This is a genomic window from Streptomyces sp. NPDC029159, from assembly GCF_055564055.1.
The window spans coordinates 521567-543927 of record NZ_JBVHWT010000004.1 but is presented as its reverse complement, the minus strand read 5'-3'; the positions used below and the strand labels follow the sequence as shown (position 1 = coordinate 543927).

Below are 22361 nucleotides of genomic sequence, written 5' to 3'. Positions count from 1 at the left end.
ACGCCCGGTTACATTCCGAACCCGGAAGCTAAGCCTTTCAGCGCCGATGGTACTGCAGAGGGGACTCTGTGGGAGAGTAGGACGCCGCCGAACAATTATTCAGCTCCGGCCCCCGGAAATCAGTGATGGTTTCTGGGGGCCGGAGCATTTTTGCGTTTCAGGGCCGTTACGCTCGGCGGATGCGCTACGACCTGATCATTTTTGACAATGACGGGGTGCTGGTGGACAGCGAGCCGATCTCGAATCGGATTCTCGCCGGTCATCTCACCGAGCTGGGCCACCCCACCACGTACGAGGAATCGATACGGGATTACATGGGCTCCGCCATGTCCCGTATTCACGACATCGTGCGGGAGCGGTCCGGGAAGCAGCTGCCCGACGGGTTCGACGAGGAATTCCATGCGCGGGTCTTCGCCGCATTCCGTACGGAACTGGAGCCGGTGCGGGGCGTCGGCTCCGTACTGGACGGATTGGCTGTGGCGGGGGTGCCGTACTGCGTCGGGTCGTCCGGCAGCCATGAGCGGATTCGGGTGGCGCTGCGGACCACCGGGCTGTTCGGGCACTTCGAGGAGGAGCGGATCTTCTCCGCGCAGGATGTCGGGCGGGGGAAGCCGGCGCCGGATCTCTTTCTGCACGCGGCGGAGCGGATGGGTGTGGCACCGGAGCGGTGTGCGGTCGTCGAGGACAGTCCGCTGGGGGTGGCGGCCGCGCGGGCGGCGGGGATGGACGTGTACGGCTACACGGCGATGACGCCCGCCGCGCGCCTGGGCGACGCCACCGGGCTCTTCGCGGAGATGGCGGAGCTTCCCGCGCTGCTGGCGGCGTAGAGCACGCGGCGACGGTGCGCCGGTCGAGCGGCCACTCGCCGTCGGCCGGGCGGCGCCTGCGGAATTGCCGTGGTGATCCGTCTACCCCTTGGTAGCGGCGAGTTCTAGGCTGTGCGGCCATGACGGCGCCCCTGGTTCCAGGCATGCAAGCGCGGTACGGCAGGGTCGCGTTGGCCCTCAGCTTCTTCGTTCAGGGCACGGTGTTCGCGCTCCTGGTGACGCGGATTCCGGCGATCCAGGACCGGTACGGGATCTCCGACGCCCTGCTGCCCGTCTTCCTCGCGGCGGTGCCGGTGCTGGCCGGCGTCGGCAGCGTCGTGACCGAGCGGCTGGTGCGGAGGGTGCGGCCGAGCCGGGTGCTCCGTGTGGTGCAGCCGGTGGTCTGTCTGGCGCTGCTGGCGGCCGGTTCGGGCCGTTCGATGGGTCAGGTGGCGGCGGCGCTGGCCGTGTTCGGGCTGGCGGTCGGCGCGCTGGACGCCGCCATGAACATGCTCGGGGTCAGCCTCCAGCGGGCGTACGGCCGCAGCATCATGCTCGGCTTCCACGCCGCGTACAGCCTGGGCGGGATCGTCGGGGCCTCGCTGGCGTGGGCCGGGGCGCACTGGGAGCTGTCGCTCGCGGTGCTGTACGGACCGGTGGTCGCGGTGCTCGTCCCGGTGGCGGTGGTCGCCGGGCGGTGGTTCGTCGACGGATCCGCCGCCACCGGGCAGGACGGCTCGGGGGCGAAGAGCGGCGGGCCGGCGGGCGGCGCTGCCGGTGTCTCGATGCGGCTGCTGTTGCCGTTGTGCCTGGTGATGGCGTGTGCGTACATCGGGGACTCTACGGTTTCCAACTGGAGCGCGAAGTACCTCCAGGATGTGCTGGGCAGCTCCGAGCAGCTGGCGACCGTGCCGTACAACGTCTACATGATCACCACGCTGCTGGGGCGGGCCGTCGGGGATCTGGGGGTGCGGCGGTTCGGAGCCGTCGCGGTGGTGCGGGCCGGGGCGGTCGTCGCGGCCGGAGGGTTCGCGGTGGTCGCGGCGGCGCCGGAGGCGTGGGCGGGGATGGCCGGGTTCACCCTGCTGGGCCTCGGGCTCTGCGTGATCGTGCCGCAGACGTTCGCGGCGGCCGGGCGGCTGGCGTACGAGCGGGACGGCGGCGGGGCGTCGGACGGCGCGATCGCGCGGCTGAACATTTTCAACTATGTGGGTTTTCTGGTGGGTTCGCCGCTGGTCGGGGCGCTCGGGGACGCCTGGAGCTACCGGGGCGCGATGCTCGTACCGATGCTGCTGGTGTTGGTGACGCTGGTGTACGCCCGCTCGTTCGGGGTGTCCGGTGCCCGATACGGTGACGTGCATGAGCGGCCGCGCACAGCTGATGTGGGATGAGGCAGTAACGGGCTACGACTTCGGCCGCGGGCACCCCATGGACCCCGTACGGCTGGCGCTGACCATGCGGCTGGTGGAGGCGTTCGGGCTGGACCGGGCGCCCGTGGAGGTGGTCGCGGCGCGGCCCGCGGGCGAGTCGACGCTGCGGCTGGTGCACCGCGCCGACTACCTGGACGCGGTTCGGGCTGCTTCCGCCGATCCGGCGGCCGCGGACGCCCGGTACGGGCTGGGCACCGAGGACGATCCGGCGTTCCGCGGGATGCACGAGGTGGCGGCGCTGATCGCCGGTCAGTCGGTGGGCGCCGCCGAGGCGGTGGCGCGCGGGGACGTGCTGCACGCGGTGAACTTCGCGGGCGGGCTGCACCATGCGATGCCGGGCGGGGCGGCGGGCTTCTGCGTCTACAACGACGCGGCGCTGGCCATCGCGCGGCTGCTGGAGCTGGGCGTGGAGCGGGTCGCGTACGTCGACACCGATGTGCACCACGGGGACGGTGTCCAGGCGGCGTTCTGGGAGGACCCGCGGGTGCTGACGGTCTCGCTGCACGAGCATCCGCGGACACTGTTCCCGGGGACCGGCTGGCCGCAGGAGATCGGTGGGCCGGGCGCGGAGGGCGGTGCGGCCAACCTGGCGCTGCCCGCGGGGACCGGTGACGCGGGCTGGCTGCGGGCGTTCCACGCGGTGGTGCCCGAACTGCTCGGCGCGTTCCGGCCGCAGGTCCTGGTGACCCAGCACGGCGCGGACACCCACATCGAGGACCCGCTGGCGCACCTCGGGGTGAGTCTCGATGCGCAGCGGGCGGTGGCGCTCGCCTGTCACACGCTGGCCCATGAGCACACGGGCGGGCGGTGGATCGCGCTGGGCGGTGGTGGATATGCGGTGGTGGACGTGGTGCCGCGGGCCTGGACCCATCTGACGGCCATCGCCGCCGGACGCCCGATCGCCCCGGAGACGCCGGTGCCGGAGGAGTGGCGGCACGAGGCGTACCGCCGCACCCGGCAGCCCGCGCCGCACCGGATGACCGATGGCGTCGAACCGCGGTGGCGCGACTTCGCCGAGGGTGGCTACGACCCGGCCGACCGGCTCGACCAGGCGATTCTCGCCACCCGCCGGGCGGTCTTCCCGGCGCACGGGCTGCTGCCGTGAGGTGAGTGCGTAAAGGGGCCCCGTACGGGCCGGTGCGTCCGGATGTGTGACTACCGGGCGGTTCCGGCCCGAGGGGCGAGGCCGGCGGGTCAGCATGGGCGCCGTGTCGGGGACCGGTGCGTTGCGCGCCCATCTGATCGAGGCGCGGCTCGCGGGGACCCTCGCGACGCCGCGGGAGAAAAGCCTGGCGCGCTACCGCCTCTTCGCGGCGCGCGATCCCCGGGCGCTGCTGGGGCTCGACCCCGTGGGGGAGTGGCCGGTCGCGGAGGTGCTGCGGCTGATGGCGCGGCGCTGTGGGATGCCGGCGGACCCGGCGCGGACCGGGGGTCCGAACGTGATCGACCCGGACCGTACGCTCGCCGCCCTGGACCGGTTCGCCGACCGGATCGGGGCGGCGGCGGCGCGGCGCGCCCCGGTGCTGCTCGGCACCGGCCACCCGGACCGTCTGCTGGGGTTCTATGCCGCGCTCGCGGGCGGACTCGCGGCCGCGGGGTGTGCCGTACTCACTCCTGGGCGGGGTTTCCCGGCCCGGATGACGACCTCGTTCGGCGTACGCACGTACGTACTCGACTACGTACGGGGAGTCGCGCTGATGCGCGGGACCGGCGTGGGGGGCGCATCCGCAAAGGGGCGCGTGCATACCCATTCGCCCCTCCCCGTGCGGCTGGCCCTGGATGCCGCCGCGGAGGGCGGCGGGCCGTTGCCGGAATTGGTGGTCGGTGATCACGGCTGGATCTGCGGTGCAGGTCAGCTGGGGTTTGAGGCGATCGGGCTGGCGGATGCGGACGATCCGGGGCCGTTCGTCGGGGAGGCCGAGGGCCGGGTGTGCGCCGTGGTGCCCCTGGACGATGCGGTGGCCGAGGAGCACTACGGGCCGCTGTGGCGTTATGTCCTCAATAGAGCTGAACTGCCCTAGTAGTGGGGGGTTTTGCGGTCCGGGTGGCTCCTCTTCCCCACTCGCATCACCCGCCCCTAAATTGGGGAGTGAGCGCATAGCGACGAAGAGTGACCGGAGGGGAAGCCGGTACCCGTCACATGCGGAAGGTGCAGGTGTGGCATGGCTGCGGACCAGAAGCCTCTGAACGAGGTCGTTTTTCTGACGGTGGCGGAGGTCGCCACCGTGATGCGAGTGTCGAAGATGACCGTGTACCGCCTGGTGCACAGCGGTCATCTGCCCGCGATCCGGGTGGGCCGGTCGTTCCGCGTCCCGGAGCAGGCGGTTCACGACTACCTCCGGGAGTCCTACGTAGGCGTCGAATCGGCCTGACGGAGGCTTCCGCGCCCTCGATTACGCCGTACGCTCGGCGCCGGGTAGGCTGGCCCGATGTAGGTAGTGTGGGCTCGGACGCCCCGCACCGAGTGATTCGAAGTGAGCGAGGGTAGTCGTGGGCTCTGTTATCAAGAAGCGGCGCAAGCGGATGGCCAAGAAGAAGCACCGCAAGCTGCTCAAGCGCACCCGCGTGCAGCGTCGCAACAAGAAGTAAGCGACGCGGATCGCGTTTTCGTGGCCCCTCACCGCCTTGTGCGGTGGGGGGCCACGGTGCGTTCCGGGGGTGGCTCGGCCCGCCGTCGGAGCCGTCCCTGGGGCCGGTGGGGCGGAAATGCGACCGCGGGCAGCGTGAGGTCGCCGTGGTGCCGGGACGACCCGATAGCGTGGGTCACAGCTCGGCGCAGGCGGCGGCCGAGGGCGGAAGGAGGGCCGGTCGTGGGCAGGGTCGTGCTCGTCACGGGAGTCGCCCGGCAGCTCGCCGGCCGGTTGGTCCGGCGCATCCTCCGCGATCCGTCCGTCGAGCGGGTGATCGGCGTCGACGCGGTGGCCCCCGCGCATCTGCCGGCCGGTGCGGAGTTCCTCCAGGCCGACATCCGGCACCCGGCCATCGCCCGCGTGCTGGCCGAGACCGGCGTCGACACCGTCGTCCACATGGACGTCAACAGCACCCCGCCGGGCCGCCGCGGCAGCCGCGCCGCGGTCAAGGAGACCAACGTCATCGGCACCATGCAGCTGCTCGGCGCGTGCCAGAAGGCGCCCCGGGTGCAGCGGCTGGTCGTCAAGTCCAGTACCGGCGTCTACGGTTCGGCCCCCCGCGACCCGGCGGTCTTCGGGGAGGACACCCCGCCGAAGTCGCTGCCGTCCGGCGGGTTCGCCAAGGACGTCGTCGAGGCCGAGGGGTACGTCCGCGGCTTCGCGCGCCGCCGCCCGGACGTCGCGGTCTGCGTGCTGCGCTTCGCCAACGTCCTGGGGCCGTGCGCCGACTCCCCGCTCGCCGAGTACTTCTCGCTGCCGGTGCTGCCGACGGTCCTCGGGTACGACCCGCGGCTGCAGTTCGTGCACGAGGAGGACGCGCTGGCGGCGCTGGAGATCGCGGCGTCCGCACCGCGCCCCGGGACGCTCAACAGCGGGACGTTCAACATCGCGGGCGACGGTGTGCTGCTGCTGTCGCAGACCGCCCGCCGGCTCGGGCGGCCGACGCTGCCGCTGCTGCTGCCCACCGTCACCTGGGCGGGCGCCGCGCTCCGCGCCGTCGGCGTCACGGAGTTCTCGCCGGAGCAGATCCGGCTGCTGACCCACGGCCGGGTGGTCCGCACCACGCAGATGCGCGAGACGTTGGGCTTCGACCCGCAGTACACGACGGCGGAGACGTTCGCGGAGTTCGCCCGCAGCCGCGGTCCGGGGCTGCTGCCTCCGGAGTCCCTCGCCCGTACCGTCGACCGGTTCGCCGACGCGCTCAGCGCGCGCCCGGCCCAGTGAGGAGTGCACGCGAGATGGCGGACGCCAAGGTCATTCCGTTCGGCGAGGAGCCCTGGGCGCGCCGCACGGCCCGGCGGCCGGTGAACGGCACCGCGGTCCCGCTCACGCCCGTACCGGAGGCCCGTACGGGCGACCGGCCGCGCCCGGCGCCCCCGGCGGCGCGCGGCGGCCGCTCGCTGGACGAACGGCTCGCCGGCGGCCTGCGCTTCCTGCGGCGGCGGCTGACCGGCGAGTACGAGGTCGACGACTTCGGCTACGACGAGGAGCTGACCGACCAGGTCCTGATGTCGCTGCTGCGCCCGCTGGCCGAGAAGTACTTCCGGGTCGACGTCCGGGGTGTGGAGAACATCCCGGCGGACGGCGGCGCGCTGGTCGTCGCGAACCACTCCGGGACGCTGCCGCTGGACGGTCTGATGCTGCAGACCGCGATCCACGACCACCATCCGGCCGATCGGCATCTGCGGTTCCTCGCGGCCGATCTGGTCTTCGTGCTGCCGGTGGTCAGCGCGCTGGCGCGGAAGGCCGGGCACACCCTGGCGTGCGCGGAGGACGCGCAGCAGCTGCTGGAGCGCGGTGAGGTCGTCGGGGTGATGCCGGAGGGGTTCAAGGGCATCGGCAAGCCGTTCGCGGACCGCTACAAGCTCCAGCGCTTCGGGCGGGGCGGTTTCGTCTCGACGGCGCTGCGGGCCGGGGTGCCGATCGTGCCGTGCTCGATCGTGGGCGCCGAGGAGATCTATCCGATGATCGGCAACGCCCGGACGCTGGCGCGGGTGCTGGGGCTGCCGTACTTTCCGCTGACGCCGACGTTCCCGTGGCTCGGGCCGGTGGGCGCGCTGCCGCTGCCGACGAAGTGGACGATCCAGTTCGGCGAGCCGATCGCGACGGACGGCTATCCGCCGGAGGCGGCCGACGACCCGATGCTGATGTTCAACCTCACCGACCAGGTCCGGGAAACGATTCAGCACACGCTGTACAAGCTGCTGGTGCAGCGCCGGTCGGTCTTCTTCTGACCGCAACGCGGCCCGCTCCCCGCCCGGCGCAGTGCCGAGGGGGAGCGGGCCGCGTGCTGTCAGTCGTTCTCGCCGTCGATGCCCAGCCGGGGCAGCAGGCCCGGGATGAGCGGCGGCACGGTGATGTCGGGGTGGTCGGTGAGGCCCTTGCCGCCGTGCGAGGGCGTCGGGGTGTCGTCGTGGTGGGGGCCGCCGAGCAGTCCGCCGGTGTCACCGCCGAGCAGCCCGTGCTCCTCGGAGGGGCTGGACGAGGGCCGGGCCGGGCGGCCCGCCTCGCCGGGTGTACCGGACGGGCCGTGCTCCACGGTCGGTGACGGGTGCGGCCGCCCGGAGGTGTGGTCCGGCGAGGCCGGGGAGGCGCCCTGCCGCGCCGCCTTCTCCGGGGTGGGCAGCAGCCCGCGCAACGGCTTGACCTGCTTGTCCATCGCGTCGAAGACCGAGCTGACCTCGTCGCGCGCGTCGGTGAGCTGCACCGGGAGCCGGTCGCGCAGCTGCGACCAGGTGGCGCGGTGGGACGTGGCGAAGGAGTCCAGGGTCTCGATGGGGCCGAGGGAGCCGTCCCGCTCGTACGCGGCGTACAGCAGGCGGTGGCCCTCGCCGGCGTCGTGGGTGATCCCGGCGAGCGTCCGGCGGACCTCGGCGAGCGATTCGTGGTCGAGGTCGGCGACCCGGCCGCGCTCCATCAGGCGGCGGGCCTCCAGCATCCGGGTGGCGGCCTGGTCGAGGTAGATCCGGCCGCGGTCGGCGTCGTCGTCGCTCAGGCCGAGCTTGAAGTCCTCCATGCCCCGCTTGAGGCCGTAGAGGGAGTCGCCGGGGAGGGCGTCGGAGCTGGCGGCGGCGACGCCGCTGAGCGCCCCGGCGGCGACCCCGACCGTCAGCCCGCCGGCCGCCAGCCGCTTCGTCAGCCGGGAGCGTGGGCGCAGCCTCCCGAGCTGCTCGGCGGGGCGGTGGGTGCGCTGTTCGGGCACCCGGGCGCCGTCGGAGGGGCTGCCTTCGGTGAAGGCGGCCTCCATCGCGGCCATCAGCTGGGCGCGCTGGACGGTCTTGACCTCGGTGGCCATCTCCGGCTTCGGGAGTTCCCCGAGGCCGTCCGCCACAGCCAACAGTCGTGCTTCACCCGGCGTCTGGGCCGCGGTGTCGTCCTGGTCCTCGGCCGCGCCCCGGGAGGTCTGGTCCTCCAGGGCCTGGGCGAAGGCGTTGGCCCGCCGGTGCACCGAGATGTTCGCGATCACGGGCGGCACCTCCTCTCGTATCCCGCTCGACTCCCCTGACTGGACTTGGACCATCCAGACGGGCCGGACGGTTGTACGCCCCTTTCCGCGGCCACTCGTAGGAGTGAGAGGCAGCGGACAGGGCGTGACCGTATGGAGCCTGCATCCCGGACAACGAGCGGCGCGGCACACGGGTTACGCACACACGATGATCTGACCGAGGGGGCACGACCGCTCACCGTACGTCACCGGATGTGGGCGTACGGGTGACCGGAAGGCGAACGAGGGGGCGGGGGTGGGTGGTCGGTCAGCGGGCGTCTTCGGGCAGCAGCCGGGCGAGGGTGCGCACCGCGCGGTACTGGAGGGTCTTGATCGCGCCTTCGTTCTTGCCCATCACGCGGGCGGTCTCGGCGACCGAGAGACCTTGCAGGAAGCGCAGGGTCACGCACTCCTGCTGTTGGGGGTTGAGCTTGCGGACCGCCTCCAGCAGGGCGGCGTTGGAGAGCGATTCGAGGACGGAGTCCTCGGGGCTGCGCTCGACCTCGTTGGCGTCGAGCATCTCGCCGGTGGTGACCTCCAGGCGGAACCGGGAGGACTTGAAGTGGTCGGCGACGAGGTTGCGGGCGATCGTCACCAGCCAGGCGCCGAAGTCGCGGCCCTGCCAGGTGAAGGTGCCGATCCGGCGCAGGGCCCGCAGGAACGTCTCGCTGGTGAGGTCCTCGGCGGTGGCCCGGCCGCCGACGCGGTAATAGATGTAGCGGTAGACGGTGTCGGCGTACTGGTCGTAGAGGCGGCCGAAGGCTTCGGCCTCTCCGGACTGGGCGCGTTCGACGAGGTCCATCATGCGACGGCTGTCGCTGTCGACGGGGCGTCGGGCGGTGGTCGTGCCGGTGCCGGAGCGGCGGGATCTGCCGGCGGTCGCGGGCTTGCCGACCGCCGCGCTCCCGTCGGCCAGGGCGTAGCAGGGGCCGGCGGGGACGGCTGTGGCGAATGCGGGGACGGCGTACGCGGTGGGGACAAAACTGCGCAGGTGGTCGACGAGTGTCGTACGCAGCGTAGCCAGGCCCGAGGCGTCAACCCCGACGTGTGGGTACACGGGACTCCCAGAGGCAGAGCTTCCATCACGTGCAGTGCGGGACCGTTCACTCGTCGTAGGGACGTGTGGGTTCCGGAATGCGTCTGAGGAGAATAACGCTTCGTATAGGCAGCGCTACACCCAGTTGTTCAAATCATCGATTACTTACGATCCGTGCCTGGTTGGTGGCGGAAGTAGTATCGATTACTGAGCAGCTTTTGATCGAAAGGTGATGCAATCTGCCAGGTTGGAGGGCGTGTTGTGGTGGAGCGCCAGCAACCGGACCGCAGGTGAGGCGGGGCGGGGCTCCGGAGTGAACGGACGCGCCCGCCTGCCGGTGATCAATCCTGGTCAGCGGCGGCGCCGCTGGAGGGCCACGGCGGCGGCCGCCCCGCCCGCGAGCGCGCCGACCCCGGCGGCGGCCGGGATGCCGATGCGGACGGCCTTGCGGCCCGTGCGGTAGTCGCGCAGCCGCCAGCCGTGCTCCCGGGCGTGCTTGCGCAGCCGCCCGTCGGGGTTGATGGCGTAGGGGTGGCCGACGAGCGAGAGCATCGGGATGTCGTTGGCGGAGTCGCTGTACGCGGCGCAGCGGGCGAGCTGGAGGCCCTCGGCGGCGGCGAGCGCGCGGACGGCCTCGGCCTTGGCGGGGCCGTGCAGCGGTTCGCCGACGAGCTTGCCGGTGTAGACGCCGCCGACGGACTCCGCGACGGTGCCGAGCGCGCCGGTCAGGCCGAGCCGCCGGGCGATGATCGTCGCGGTCTCGACCGGCGCCGCGGTGACCAGCCAGACCTTCTGCCCGGCGTCGAGGTGGGCCTGGGCGAGGGCGCGGGTGCCGGGCCAGACGCGTTCGGCCATGTACTCGTCGTAGATCTCCTCGCCGATGGACATCAGCTCGGAGACGCGGTGGCCCTGGACGATGGAGAGGGCGCTGTTGCGGACGTCGGCCATGTGCTCGGGGTTCTCCGAGCCGGCCAGCCGGAAGTAGATCTGCTGCCAGGCGAAGCGGGCCAGTTCCCGCTTGTGGAAGAAGTGGCGCTTGTAGAGACCGCGGCCGAAGTGGAAGAGGGCGGCGCCCTGCATGACGGTGTTGTCGAGGTCGAAGAAGGCCGCGGCGCGGTCGTCGCCGACGACCGGGAACTCCGGCTCCTGAGCCGCTCCCTCGGCCTGCTCCGCCGCCGCCTCCTCGGCCTCCTGGGAGGTCTTGCGGGCGGCCTCGGCGGCGGCCTCGCCGGCCAGCACGCTGCGGGCGGTGGCGGGGCGACGGCGGCGGCCGAGCCAGGCGGGTGTGCGCACCCCGGCGAGCGCGGCGCCGAGGCGGTGGCCGGGGGTGGCGGATGCGCCGGAAGCGGCCGCGTCGGAGGGGGTCGCGCCGGGGCGGTCCTCGGGCGTCGGCGTGTCGGGCGTCCCGGAGGGAGTCCTACCGGGGCGGTGGTCGGGCGACGGGCGGGCCATACGGACAGCGTAGCCAGTCGGTTCGGTGGTTCCGGTGACGGCCCGGTGTCGCGCTACGGGTGAGGCGGCGACGAGCGGGTGCCGGGTCAGGCGCCCAGTGCCGTCCGGAGGCGCTTCGGGTCCACGCGCCAGAAGTCGTGCTGGGCGCCGTCGACGAGGATGACCGGAATCTGCTCCCAGTATTTGCGGTGCAGCTCGGCGTCCTCGGTGATGTCCTTCTTCTCCCAGGAGGCGCCGGTCTCGGCGCAGATCTGCTCGATCACGGCCTGGGCGTCGTCGCAGAGGTGGCAGCCGGGCCTGCCGATGAGGGTGACGGTGCGCTCCGCGGGGCTCTTGCGGGGGGCGCGCTGGAACATGCCGAACGAGGGGGCCATGGGGCCATTGTGCCGGGAGCGCGGCGGCGCGCGGCGGCCCGGAGGTCGACTACCATCGGTGGGCGATTTGTAGGTTTCCGGGGGCATAGCGGTGAGGAGTGAGGACCCGTGCTCCCGTCGGCTACCCCGTGTGACCTGCGGGTAGCGGGCGAACGGCGTGGTGGGGAAGTTGGTTCCACGAGCCGCGTCAAAACCCGCGTGACACCGATCACTTTGGGCAGACAAAGCGGACATCATCTTTGTGCACGCGTTCACAAAGACATAGCCTGCACAGGACAGGGCGGTCGGGTGACGTATGGCCGCCCGCAGCCCCGCTCTACCCGCAGGAGCACCGTGGCAACTGGCCGAACTCACCGACCGGCGACCCGAAGCCGAGGGATTCCCGAGGCCACCGTCGCCCGGCTTCCGCTGTATCTGCGTGCACTGACCGCGCTCTCCGAGCGCTCGGTCCCCACGGTCTCCTCCGAGGAACTGGCCGCCGCGGCGGGGGTCAACTCCGCCAAGCTGCGCAAGGACTTCTCGTACCTCGGCTCCTACGGGACGCGTGGGGTCGGTTACGACGTGGAGTATCTCGTCTACCAGATCTCGCGGGAACTCGGCCTGACCCAGGATTGGCCGGTTGTCATCGTCGGCATCGGTAATCTCGGCGCCGCGCTCGCCAACTACGGCGGCTTCGCCTCGCGTGGTTTCCGGGTGGCCGCGCTGATCGACGCCGATCCCGCCATGGCCGGGAAGCCCGTCGCCGGTATCGCGGTGCAGCACACCGACGAGCTGGAGCACATCATCGAGGACAACGGCGTCTCGATCGGCGTGATCGCGACGCCCGCGGGCGCCGCCCAGCAGGTCTGCGACCGTCTCGTCGCCGCCGGTGTCACCTCGATCCTCAACTTCGCGCCGACCGTGCTGACCGTCCCGGACGGCGTGGACGTCCGTAAGGTCGACCTCTCCATAGAGCTGCAGATCCTCGCCTTCCACGAGCAGCGCAAGGCGGGCGACGAGGGCGCGGTGGCCCCGGCCGCCGCGGCCCGTGCCGTCGTGGACGCCCCCGTGGTGCCGGCCGACGACCGCAAGGGACCGGACGGGGACGTCCCCGCCGTGATGCCGGCATGAGCTTGCTCGTCGTAGGACTGAGTCACCGCACCGCACCGGTCAGCGCGCTGGAGCGGGCCGCGCTCGCGCCCGAGGTGCGCGGGAAGCTGCTCCAGGAGGCCGTCGCGGCCGAGCCGGTCAGCGAGGCCGCCGTGCTCTCCACCTGCAACCGCATCGAGCTCTACGCGGACGTGGACAAGTTCCACGCCGGCGTCGCCGAGCTGTCCACGCTGCTGGCCCGCCACGGCGCCGCCGAGCTGGACGAGCTGACGCCCTACCTCTACGTCCACTACGAGGACCGCGCCGTCCACCACCTCTTCTCGGTGGCCTGCGGCCTGGACTCGATGGTCGTCGGCGAGGGGCAGATCCTCGGGCAGATCAAGGACGCGCTCGCCGTCGCGCAGGAGCAGCACACCGCGGGCCGCCTGCTGAACGACCTCTTCCAGCAGTCGCTGCGGGTCGGCAAGCGCGCGCACAGCGAGACCGGTATCGACAAGGCCGGGCAGTCGCTCGTCACCTTCGGCCTGGAGCAGCTGGCGGGCGGCGCGGACGTCGCCGACTGGGCGCGCGGCAAGCGGGCGCTGGTGATCGGCGCCGGTTCGATGTCGTCGCTGGCCGCCACCACGCTGGCCCGCGCCGGGATCGGTGAGCTGGCCGTCGCCAACCGCACCGTGGAGCGCGCCGAGCGGCTGACGCAGATCCTCACCGAGCCGGGCGGCCCGGGCGCCGCCACCGGCCTGGAGGCCCGCGCCGTCGCGATGTCCGCCGTGGCCGAGGAGCTGGCCGCCGCCGACGTCGTCGTCTCGTGTACGGGGGCGACCGGCCTGGTGCTCGGCGCCGAGGCGGTCGCCGCCGCCCGCGCCGGGCGCACCGCGGACCTGGCCCTGCTCGACCTGGCGATGCCGCGGGACATCGACGCCGCCGTGCACCGCGTCGAGGGTGCGCACCTCGTCGACATCGAATCGCTGGCCGACGCCTCCGCGGACGCGCCGATGGCGGCCGATGTGGACAAGGTGCGGTCCCTGGTCGCGGACGAGGTCGCCGCCTTCGGCGCGGCCCAGCGGGCGGCGCACATCACGCCGACCGTGGTCGCCCTGCGCACCATGGCCGCCGGTGTCGTGGCGGGCGAGATGGCCCGGCTCGACGGCCGCCTCCCCGATCTGGACGACAAGGAGCGCGCGGAGATCACCCAGACCGTGCGCCGGGTCGTCGACAAACTCCTGCACGCGCCCACCGTGCGGGTCAAGCAGCTCGCCAGCGAGCCCGGCGGTGCCGGGTACGCGGACGCGCTGCGGGAACTCTTCGACCTCGACCCCGAGACGGTCGCCGCCGTCAGCAGGGCCGACACGCGGGCCGACAGGCACGATGCAGCACGGGAGCGGGCATGACTGACAGCACAACGAGGGGCACGCCCCTTCGGCTGGGCACACGGCGGAGCAAGCTCGCCGTGGCCCAGTCCGGACAGGTCGCCGACGCGGTCCGCGAGCTGACGGGCCGACCCGTCGAGCTGGTGGAGATCACCACGTACGGCGACACCTCCCGCGAGCAGCTCGCGCGGATCGGCGGCACCGGCGTTTTCGTCTCCGCGCTGCGCGACGCGCTGCTCGCCGGGGAGATCGACTTCGCGGTCCACTCGCTCAAGGACCTGCCGACGACGCAGCCCGGCGACCTGACGCTGGCGGCCGTGCCGCGGCGCGCGGACCCGCGGGACGCGCTCATAGCCAGGGACGGACTCGCCTTCGAGGAGCTGCCGGACGGCGCCCGGGTGGGGACGGGCTCGCCGCGGCGGATGGCGCAGCTCAACGCCTGGGCACGGCAGCTGGGCCGCCGCATCGAGGCGGTGCCGATACGCGGGAACGTCGACACCCGTATCGCCTTCGTCGAGAAGGGCGAGCTGGACGGCGTCGTACTGGCGGCCGCCGGGCTCACCCGGCTCGGCCGTATCTCCGAGGCGACGCAGCTGCTGTCGCCCGACATGGTTCTGCCCGCCCCCGGCCAGGGGGCACTGGCGGTCGAGTGTGCTGCGGTCAACGCAGACCTCGCCGCCGAGCTCGCCGGACTCGACGACCCCTTCACCCGGGCCGCCGTGACCGCCGAGCGTTCCCTGCTCGCTGCCCTGGAGGCCGGCTGCTCCGCACCCGTGGGTGCACTGGCCGACCTCCAGACCGGCGAACAGGCTGTCACCGAAATGCGCCTGCGCGGCGTCGTCGGCACGACCGACGGCAGCGCGCTGGTGCAGCTGTCCACCACCGGGCACGTACCCGCATCTCCCGACGACGCCACGACGCCGCTGCGCATGGGCCGTGAACTCGCCGCCGAGATGCTCGCCAAGGGTGCGGCCGGTCTTATGGGGGAGCGAGCACTTTGAACCCCACCGCCCCGAATCACTCCGCCTCCGGTCAGGTCACCTTCCTCGGTGCCGGGCCGGGAGACCCGGGTCTGCTGACGCTGCGTGCCGTGGAGGCACTGGCCCAGGCGGACGTGCTGATCGCCGACCCGCAGGTGCTGGATGTCGTGCGCGTGCACGCCCGCGCACAGGTGGACACACCGCTGCAGGCGACAGCTGACGAGGCGTCAAAGCCCGTCATGCCCGCAGAAGTTTCTTCGCTGCGTGACACCGCCAATCTTGTCATGGCGGCCGCGCGCACCGGCAAGCGGGTCGTCCGTGCCGTGACCGGCGACCCCGGTCTGGACGGCAACGTCGCCGAGGAGATGCTGGCCTGCGCGGCCGAGGGCATCGTCTTCGAGGTCGTGCCCGGCATCGCCGCCGCCGTGGGCGTTCCCGCGTACGCCGGTGTGCCGCTGCGCGACGCCGAGGGCGCCGACGTCCGGTTCGTCGACGCACGCACCGCGACCGACCGCTGCTGGGCCGAGCTGGGCGGCTCCGACGCGACCGCCGTCGTCTCCACCAGCCTCGACTCGGTGGCCGCGGCCGCCGGTGAGCTGGTCTCGGCGGGCCGCAAGCCCGACACCCCGATGACGGTCACCGTCGCCGGTACGACCACCCGCCAGCGCACCTGGAACGCCACCCTCGGGTCGGTCGCGCAGGTGCTGAAGGCCGCGAAGGTGCTGCCGTCGGCGGACGGCGGGCAGCCGGTCATAGCCGTGGTCGGTGAGCGGGGCGCCGTGGCGCAGCGCGACCGGCTGTCGTGGTTCGAGTCCAAGCCGCTGTTCGGCTGGAAGGTCCTCGTACCGCGGACGAAGGAGCAGGCCGCGTCGCTCTCCGACCAGCTCGTCTCGTACGGCGCGGTGCCGCATGAGGTCCCGACGATCGCCGTCGAGCCGCCGCGCACCCCGCAGCAGATGGAGCGGGCGGTCAAGGGCCTGGTCACCGGCCGGTACGAGTGGATCGCCTTCACCTCGGTCAACGCCGTCAAGGCGGTCCGGGAGAAGTTCGAGGAGTACGGCCTCGACGCCCGCGCGTTCGCCGGGATCAAGGTCGCGGCGGTCGGTGAGCAGACCGCCAAGGCGCTGATCGCCTTCGGCGTGAAGCCCGATCTGGTGCCGTCCGGCGAGCAGTCGGCGGCCGGGCTGCTGGAGGACTGGCCGCCCTACGACGCGGTCTTCGACCCGATCGACCGGGTCTTCCTGCCGCGCGCCGACATCGCCACCGAAACGCTGGTGGCGGGCCTGATCGAGCTGGGCTGGGAGGTCGACGACGTCACCGCGTACCGCACGGTGCGGGCGTCGCCGCCGCCGGCCGAGACCCGCGAGGCGATCAAGGGCGGCGGTTTCGACGCGGTGCTCTTCACCTCGTCCTCGACCGTCCGCAACCTCGTCGGCATCGCGGGCAAGCCGCACAACGTCACGGTGATCGCCTGCATCGGCCCGGCCACCGCGAAGACCGCGGAGGAACACGGCCTGCGGGTGGACGTCCTCTCGCCCGAACCGTCGGTGCACAAGCTGGCGGAGGCCCTCGCGGACTTCGGCGCCGCGCGGCGCGACGCCGCGATCGAGGCGGGGGACTCGGTCACCCGGCCCAGCGAGCGGCGGCCGGGGGCGCGGAGGCGGCGGGCCACGCCGTAACGCGGCTTCGTACCGTGCCCTGCCCCGTATCCGCTTCGGCGGGTGCGGGGCAGAGGCGTTTCATCGCCCGGATGAGTCGTGCCGCCCCGCGGCTTCATGGTCCCGCACGGCCCTCCGGCGGTGTGGCGGCCGTCGGCGGACATGGACGTCGGAAGTGTGCGGCGCGGTGAGGACGCTGTGGTCGGGGACGGCGCGTGCGGCGAGGGTGACGCCGCTGGCGATCCGGCAGTCGCGGCCGAGGGCGAGGCCGGGGCCGAGGCTGATGCTGTTGCCGGTCTGGACCCGGTCGCCGATCAGGGCGCCGAACTTCGGTGTGCCGCAGCGGTAGAGGCCGTCGGGGGTACGCAGGATGATCTCTCGTTCCGGTCGGCTCAGGTGGGGGCTCCACATGCTGATGGCCGCGACGGTCAGGTTGGCGGACAGGTGGGCGCCGGCACCGACGAGGGTGCGGTTGATGCCGATGCGGTGGCCGAGGACGGCCCGCTCGCCGATGAACGATCGGGTGACTTCGCAGTTGAAGCCGACCGAGACGCCGGCGCACAGCACGGACCCGGAGCGGACGGTGGAGAATTCCCACACGCGTACGCGGGGGCCGATGATCACGTCGTCGCCGATGATCGCGGTGGGGCGGATCTGCGCGGTGGGGTGGATGCGGTGCGGGAGCCGGGCGAGTGCCTGGCGGTGCCCGTCCTCCCAGAGCGCGAGGAAGTCGGACAGCTCGGTCCGCTCCAGGTGCTCGTAGGGGGTGCCGTCCAGCATTCCGCTGGTAGGGGCGGTGAGGTAGTCGCCGAGGCGGATGGTGGGCATCGGTGGCCTTCCTGTGTGTGGTCGGTGGCCGGTCCCCGGGCGGCTAGCATCACCGGCACCTGACCCGAGGAACGGAGAGTTCATCCGTGCGTCACCCGCGCATTGGCGTCGCCATCTTGACCATGGGCACGCGGCCCGCAGAGTTGGCCGAGCTGCTGGAGTCGGTCGCCGGGCAGGACACGCCGGCGGCGCGGGTGGTCGTGGTCGGCAACGGCTCGCCGCTGCCGCCGCTGCCGCAGTGGGTGACCGGTGTGGAGCTACCGGAGAACCTGGGCGTCGCCGGTGGCCGGAACGTGGCCCTGGCCCGGCTGCGGGAGTTCGGGGACGTCGATGTGGTCGTGGACCTGGACGATGACGGCCTGCTGATCAGCCGGGACGTCTTCACCCGGCTCGTGGAGTTGTACGAAGCGGATGCCCGGCTGGGTGTCGTCAGCTTCCGTATCGCCGATGAGCGGGGCCGCACCCAGCGCCGTCACGTCCCGCGTCTGCGCGCGGCGGACCCGATGCGGGGCGGGCTGGTGACGACGTTCCTCGGCGGCGGGCACGGGCTGTCCATGCGGATGCTGGAGCAGGTCGGCGGCTGGCCCGAGCCGTTCTTCTACGCGCACGAGGAGACCGACCTGGCCTGGCGCGCACTGGATGCGGGCTGGAAGGTGCGCTACGAGCCGGAGCTGGTGCTCCAGCACCCGTGGACGTCGCCGGCCCGGCATGCGGTCTTCCACCGCATGGTCGCCCGCAACCGGGTCTGGCTGGCCAAGAGACACCTTCCTGCTCTCCTCGTCCCTGCTTACCTGGGCGTCTGGACCGTGCTGACCGTGGCCCGTACCCGGTCGGCGGCGGGGCTGAAGGCGTGGTTCGGAGGGTTCGCCGAGGGCCTGCGCACGCCGTGCCCGCCGCGTCGGCCGATGCGGTGGGCCACGGTGTGGAAGATGACCCGCTTGGGTCGGCCGCCGGTCATCTGATCAGGCGATCGCGGTCCCGGACTCGGCCCGCAGCCACGAGGGGACAGCCTCGGGGGTCTTCTTCAACCAGTCCGTGTAGCGGGCCACTCCGTCCTTGACGGTGATCGTGGGCCGCCAGCCGAGCACCGCTTCCATGCGGTGGGTGGATGCGTAGCCGCCGAGCGGGTCACCGGGCGGCATCGGCGTCTCCTCGAACCGCGTGCCCGGGTACTGCTCGGCGACCAGCTCGGCAACGGTGCGGATGCTGGTGGGCGTGCCGGTGCCGATATTGATCGTCTCGTTGTGGGCTCGCGGGGCGACCAGCGCCCGGACGGTGGCGGCGGCGATGTCCTCGACGTGTACGAGGTCCCGGACCTGGTGGCCACCGCCGTTGAGGTGCAGGGGCAGCCCCAAGGCGGCGCGGGTAGTGAACCAGGCCACGACCCACGAGTGGCTGTTCTCCTTGATGACCTGCGGCTCCCCGTAGACGGAGAAGTACCGCACGACTGTGTACGAGGTGCCCACGGCGCCCAGCGTGAGAGCGGTCTGCGTTTCGCCCCACGCCTTGGTGTTGCCGTAGGCGGACATAGGCCGCAGTGGCGTGTGCTCGTGGAACTGCGGCGGGACCCGCCCGTAGACGGCTTCCAGCAGCTTGCGCACGGTCCGGTACTCCTCGCACGGGCGTGCCCAGTCCTCGGGGGTGCCGTTGCCGTAGACGCTGGCCGAGGAGACGAAGACGAGTCGGCGGACCCGGTCGCAGGCGGCTACCGCGTCGAGCAGTACCTGGGTGCCGGTGACGTTGGTGTGGATCGCCGCCAGGGGATTGCGGGTGCAGGCGGCGACGTCGGCGAGGGCGGCGGCGTGGATCACGTAGTCGGATTCGGTCACCGCCTTCCTGACCACGTCCGGGTTCTGGATGTTGCCGACGATGACATCCGGGCCGGTGGGATCGATCCCGAACAGGTCGCGGTAGGTGTGCCGGGGGTAGGCGTCCAGCGTGCAGAGGGCGAGCGGGCGGGCCCCCGCCTGGCGCAGGCAGGCGGTGATCCGGCTGCCGATGAGCCCCGCTCCTCCGGTGACCAGCACGGTCCGGCCGGTGAGTTCTTTCCATACGGTGTCGTGCACTGTGCCTCCATGCCGTGGTGAGGTGCGCGGTGTCACCGGCCTGCCTGGCGGGCCTGCTCGCGCTTGGCGATGAGCTGCTCGAACTGGATGGCGTACAGCTCCACCTGGCCCGGGGAGAGGACGAGCACCGACTGTGTGTTCCGGCCGTCGGTGTGGTGGATCTCGATGCCCAGGACGGCCTCCTGGGCACGGTGGTCGTATGTCGCGTCCCGCTTCATCGGCGTCACATGGGTGACCGATGCCGGCGCGCCCTGGATGGCGGTGTTCTCCTCCATCGCGCTCACCTCTTGGGGTGTGCCTGCGGTCCGCTCGGATGCGGGCCGCCTGTGCCACGAGGACACCGCAGGCCGCCCGGCAAGGCGAGGTGCGGCGCCTGGGCGCGCACACGGTTTGCACCAGGCGTAAACGGCTTACAACTTCCCGTGGTACAGGGCGATTTGACGGGACAATGAGCCCGGCAGGAGGTGAGCCGTGGACCACACCCATCCGATCTGGCGCTCAGCGGCCATGCGTGACGCCCGCGCCCGCCAAGACGTGGGAGCCATCGTCCGGTTGGCCCGCCGCGCGGCCGACATCACGCTCGCCGAGGTGGGCGAGCGGGTCGGCTATACCGCCGCTTCCCTCTCCCGGATGGAACGCGGCAAGCAGCCCATGCGCGACGTGCTGCTGCTACGGCAGCTTGCCGCCTGTCTGGACATCCCGCCGCACCTACTCGGTCTCGCTCCGCAGCACCGAGGGGCAACGCCCGACCACCCCGGCGCCACTAGGGTGGCCGCGCAGGCCCTGTTCGGCGAAGAGGGAGACGATCCGGTGCGACGCCGTGAACTGCTGGCAACCCTGGCCGCGGCTACTGCCGGTACGGTCCTCGGGCCTTCGGCCGACGCGCATGCTGCGGTGAAGCCGAATCTGTCCGGCCTGGAAGACATGTTGCTTCACCGGCCGCACGGTCAAGTCCTCACCCAAGAGCCCACCACCGCCGCCGTCACCGCGGCGGTGGATGCGTCCCGGGAGGGCTTCAGCGCCTGTCGTTACGACGCGCTCGCCCGTGCCCTTCCGGCGCGCATCGCGCTCGCCCAGGCGCTGGGCTCGGGCGGACACCCGGAGCATGCGGCGACCGACGTCGCCGATCTCTACAACATCGCCACCCGGCTCTGCATCAAGCTCGGCGAAGACGGCCTGGCCGCGGTCACCGCCGACCGTGCCCTTGCCGCAGCTCTCAGCGGCGCGGATGCCCTCACCGTCGCCGAAGCTCACCGCATGGTCTCCTCCACATGGCGCCGCCAAGGGCACTACGCCCGCGCCACCGATGTCGCCGTCACCGCGGCCCGGCAACTGGCCGCTGACCGGACTGCCGATGCCACCGAACGGCTTTCCGTCCAGGGCAACTTGTACGCCACCGCCGCCTACACCGCCGCCAAGCACGGTGACCGGTACGCCGCACACGCCCTGATCGCTGAGGCCCAGGCCAGCGCCGGACAGCTCGGCCACGACGCCTTGCTGCGCGGCAACATCTTCGGCCCCAGTCAGGTCCTCCTCCACCGGGTATCGATCAGTCAGTTGCTCGGCGACGCGGGCCAAGCCGTCGAGTACGCCCGCCGCATCGATGCCGCCGCCCTGCCCACCGCCGAACGCCGAGCCCGCTACTGGATCGATGTCGCCCGCGCCTTCGACCAGTGGGGCAAGTCCGACCGCTGCTACCGAGCGCTCCTGTCCGCCGAGCAGGCGGCACCTCAGGAAGTCCGCCGCGGATCGGTCCGCACCATGGCCGCCGGGCTGATGCGCCACGACCGCGCCCTCCCCGGCGTACGGGCGTTTGCCCACCGTGTCGGCGCACTGTGAAACTCCGCTTCTGTTACGGGTGACCGGAGCCCGGAAACCCGGGTCCCGGTGGACCGGGCGACGGCGCGGCAGGCGGTCAAAAGATCAAAGAACCCTGGGAAAGAACCTTCCAAACCGACTAAACCCCGCGTATGTCACTCGTGAAGGTGAACTGACCCAACTCAGCTGGCGCGGGGGCGGCTTGGGCGGGCACTCTCGCCCACACCAATAGCCGTAGAAATGCATTGGCCCTCGCCGGGACTGCCATCCCAGTGCGAGGGCCGACCACCGTAGGAAGAGACCCCTTCCCGGTGGCTGACCACCAAGGACAAACCCTCCTGATGGCCGTACAGAAGACTAGCGCCGTAGCGCGTCCGCAGCACGTTGTTCGACGAACCGCCACCCGCACCGGTGTCACGCACATTCGGGCGCACCAGCCCGAGCGGTACACGGTCATCGGCAATCACCTTGCCCAGCACCGGGAGTTGTCGCTCGTGGCGATAGGGGTGGCGACGCACATCCTGTCGTTGCCCGAGGGCGCGGCGGTCGACATCCGTACGCTCGCGGAGCGCTTTCCCGAAGGGCGGGACCGGATCGCGTTCGCGCTGCGGGAGTTGGAGGCGCACGGATACGTCGAGCGGGTGCGGGAGCGTGTGCCGGGTGGCCGCTTCGTTACGCGGACCTACGCTTTTCATGCGCCTGACCTGGGGCGGGAGGCCGGGGGTGAGCCGGGCCGCGTACGGGAGCCACGGGTGCCCCGGCAGGCCAGGGAGCCGGGAGTGCCCCGGCCCACCCGGGAGGAGAAGCCTCCGCCGCCTGCCCCGGCCGAGCCCCGGCCCGTACGGTCCGTGCCACCGCCACCGCCACCCTCCGCGCCACCGCAACCACCACCCGCGGAGCCACCCCGCACCGCGCGCCACGACACGGCCACCGCGCTCCTCGTAGGCCTACGCCGTACCGATGACCGGCTCACCCTGCCCGGGCGGGAGGTGCGACGGCTCGTTCCGGGCGTCCTCGCCTGGCTCGACAACGGGGCCACCGCCGCGGCCGTCCACCGCACGCTGACCGCGGATCTTCCGGTGGAGCTGAAGCACCCGGCGGGGCTGGTCGCCCACCGGTTGCGGGAGTTGTTGCCGCCGCCGCTTCCGGAGCCGGCCGCGGGCGAGCCTCCCGGCGCCCGTCCGCTGCCGTTCCAGACCTGCGACGGCTGTGAGCGGGCCTTCCGGGCCAGGGGGCCGGGGCGCTGCCGGGACTGCGGGGAGGGGCCCGACTGCCGGGGCGGGCCGGTGGGCTCCGGCGGTGCTGCCGTGGCCTGACGGGGCGGCCCTCGGGTCCGACGCCGC

General features: G+C 72.2%; 22 protein-coding genes and 1 rRNA gene. 16 read left to right on the top strand and 7 right to left on the bottom strand.

Translation table 11 applies throughout. From position 1 onward, the window contains the following. From rrf to ACZ4U4_RS12125, 9 genes are all read left to right on the top strand, one after another. Positions 1-93: ribosomal RNA gene (gene rrf / locus ACZ4U4_RS12165) — 5S ribosomal RNA — on the top strand; the annotation flags it as partial. 86 nt (positions 94-179) lie between these two features. After that, complete coding sequence (locus ACZ4U4_RS12160; protein ID WP_467872060.1) at positions 180-827, top strand: HAD family hydrolase; 648 nt, start codon at positions 180-182, stop codon at positions 825-827. 119 nt (positions 828-946) lie between these two features. After that, positions 947-2197, top strand: a complete 1251-nt coding sequence (locus tag ACZ4U4_RS12155; protein ID WP_467872058.1) for an MFS transporter — start codon at positions 947-949, stop codon at positions 2195-2197. After that, on the top strand, positions 2166-3341 hold the full coding sequence (locus ACZ4U4_RS12150) for an acetoin utilization protein AcuC (protein WP_467872055.1): 1176 nt from the start codon (positions 2166-2168) through the stop codon (positions 3339-3341). Before ACZ4U4_RS12155 ends, ACZ4U4_RS12150 begins: the two co-directional genes overlap by 32 nt. Before the next feature lie 103 nt (positions 3342-3444). Then, positions 3445-4257, top strand: coding sequence for a phosphatase (locus tag ACZ4U4_RS12145; protein ID WP_467872053.1), 813 nt, complete (start codon positions 3445-3447; stop codon positions 4255-4257). A gap of 141 nt (positions 4258-4398) precedes the next feature. Beyond that, positions 4399-4608, top strand: a complete 210-nt coding sequence (locus ACZ4U4_RS12140; RefSeq protein ID WP_157848084.1) for a helix-turn-helix domain-containing protein — start codon at positions 4399-4401, stop codon at positions 4606-4608. A gap of 118 nt (positions 4609-4726) precedes the next feature. Continuing rightward, on the top strand, positions 4727-4825 hold the full coding sequence (locus ACZ4U4_RS12135; protein ID WP_003948845.1) for a 30S ribosomal protein bS22: 99 nt from the start codon (positions 4727-4729) through the stop codon (positions 4823-4825). Positions 4826-5046: 221 nt separating this feature from the next. After that, positions 5047-6090, top strand: a complete 1044-nt coding sequence (locus ACZ4U4_RS12130; protein WP_467872049.1) for an NAD-dependent epimerase/dehydratase family protein — start codon at positions 5047-5049, stop codon at positions 6088-6090. Positions 6091-6104: 14 nt separating this feature from the next. Beyond that, positions 6105-7100, top strand: coding sequence for a lysophospholipid acyltransferase family protein (locus ACZ4U4_RS12125; RefSeq protein WP_467872046.1), 996 nt, complete (start codon positions 6105-6107; stop codon positions 7098-7100). A gap of 59 nt (positions 7101-7159) precedes the next feature. Here ACZ4U4_RS12125 and ACZ4U4_RS12120 read toward each other — a convergent pair whose 3' ends face one another. From ACZ4U4_RS12120 to ACZ4U4_RS12105, 4 genes are all read right to left on the bottom strand, one after another. Then, positions 7160-8332 carry a DUF5667 domain-containing protein gene (locus ACZ4U4_RS12120; protein ID WP_467872044.1) on the bottom strand — a complete coding sequence of 391 codons (1173 nt, stop codon included), beginning with the start codon at positions 8330-8332 and terminating at the stop codon, positions 7160-7162. A gap of 286 nt (positions 8333-8618) precedes the next feature. Continuing rightward, positions 8619-9407, bottom strand: coding sequence for an ECF subfamily RNA polymerase sigma factor, BldN family (locus ACZ4U4_RS12115; protein ID WP_030287733.1), 789 nt, complete (start codon positions 9405-9407; stop codon positions 8619-8621). Positions 9408-9737: 330 nt separating this feature from the next. Beyond that, on the bottom strand, positions 9738-10625 hold the full coding sequence (locus ACZ4U4_RS12110) for an HAD family hydrolase (RefSeq protein WP_467872139.1): 888 nt from the start codon (positions 10623-10625) through the stop codon (positions 9738-9740). Between the two features lie 299 nt (positions 10626-10924). Then, positions 10925-11212: a glutaredoxin family protein gene (locus tag ACZ4U4_RS12105; RefSeq protein WP_467872041.1), complete on the bottom strand. Its 288-nt coding sequence runs from the start codon at positions 11210-11212 to the stop codon at positions 10925-10927. Between the two features lie 333 nt (positions 11213-11545). Between ACZ4U4_RS12105 and ACZ4U4_RS12100 the strand changes: the two genes are divergently transcribed. Genes ACZ4U4_RS12100 through ACZ4U4_RS12085 form a run of 4 tightly spaced genes read left to right on the top strand, consistent with a single transcriptional unit; the run spans position 11546 to position 16327 of the window. Beyond that, positions 11546-12322 (top strand): redox-sensing transcriptional repressor Rex, encoded by a 777-nt coding sequence (locus ACZ4U4_RS12100; protein WP_467872038.1) that lies wholly within the window; start codon positions 11546-11548, stop codon positions 12320-12322. After that, a complete protein-coding gene (locus tag ACZ4U4_RS12095) occupies positions 12319-13689 on the top strand; it encodes a glutamyl-tRNA reductase (protein ID WP_467872036.1) in 1371 nt (456 codons plus the stop codon). Before ACZ4U4_RS12100 ends, ACZ4U4_RS12095 begins: the two co-directional genes overlap by 4 nt. Then, positions 13686-14669, top strand: coding sequence for a hydroxymethylbilane synthase (hemC, locus tag ACZ4U4_RS12090; RefSeq protein ID WP_467872033.1), 984 nt, complete (start codon positions 13686-13688; stop codon positions 14667-14669). The genes ACZ4U4_RS12095 and hemC overlap by 4 nt, the downstream gene beginning before the upstream one ends. Continuing rightward, entirely contained in the window at positions 14666-16327 is a 1662-nt protein-coding gene (locus ACZ4U4_RS12085; protein ID WP_467872030.1) for a bifunctional uroporphyrinogen-III C-methyltransferase/uroporphyrinogen-III synthase, read from the top strand. The genes hemC and ACZ4U4_RS12085 overlap by 4 nt, the downstream gene beginning before the upstream one ends. A gap of 60 nt (positions 16328-16387) precedes the next feature. Here ACZ4U4_RS12085 and ACZ4U4_RS12080 read toward each other — a convergent pair whose 3' ends face one another. Continuing rightward, positions 16388-17134, bottom strand: a complete 747-nt coding sequence (locus ACZ4U4_RS12080) for an LbetaH domain-containing protein (protein WP_467872027.1) — start codon at positions 17132-17134, stop codon at positions 16388-16390. An 86-nt stretch (positions 17135-17220) separates the two neighbouring features. Between ACZ4U4_RS12080 and ACZ4U4_RS12075 the strand changes: the two genes are divergently transcribed. After that, positions 17221-18096 (top strand): glycosyltransferase family 2 protein, encoded by an 876-nt coding sequence (locus ACZ4U4_RS12075; protein WP_467872024.1) that lies wholly within the window; start codon positions 17221-17223, stop codon positions 18094-18096. On the opposite strand, the gene ACZ4U4_RS12070 is transcribed toward ACZ4U4_RS12075, so the two are convergent. Both ACZ4U4_RS12070 and ACZ4U4_RS12065 read right to left on the bottom strand, forming a co-directional pair. Next, positions 18097-19200, bottom strand: a complete 1104-nt coding sequence (locus ACZ4U4_RS12070) for an NAD-dependent epimerase/dehydratase family protein (RefSeq protein ID WP_467872021.1) — start codon at positions 19198-19200, stop codon at positions 18097-18099. Positions 19201-19232: 32 nt separating this feature from the next. Then, positions 19233-19475 carry a hypothetical protein gene (locus tag ACZ4U4_RS12065; protein ID WP_467872018.1) on the bottom strand — a complete coding sequence of 81 codons (243 nt, stop codon included), beginning with the start codon at positions 19473-19475 and terminating at the stop codon, positions 19233-19235. Positions 19476-19671: 196 nt separating this feature from the next. Between ACZ4U4_RS12065 and ACZ4U4_RS12060 the strand changes: the two genes are divergently transcribed. Beyond that, positions 19672-21039 (top strand): helix-turn-helix domain-containing protein, encoded by a 1368-nt coding sequence (locus ACZ4U4_RS12060; RefSeq protein WP_467872015.1) that lies wholly within the window; start codon positions 19672-19674, stop codon positions 21037-21039. Between the two features lie 320 nt (positions 21040-21359). Next, positions 21360-22334 carry a helix-turn-helix domain-containing protein gene (locus ACZ4U4_RS12055; protein WP_467872013.1) on the top strand — a complete coding sequence of 325 codons (975 nt, stop codon included), beginning with the start codon at positions 21360-21362 and terminating at the stop codon, positions 22332-22334. The last annotated feature ends 27 nt before the right edge of the window (positions 22335-22361 follow it).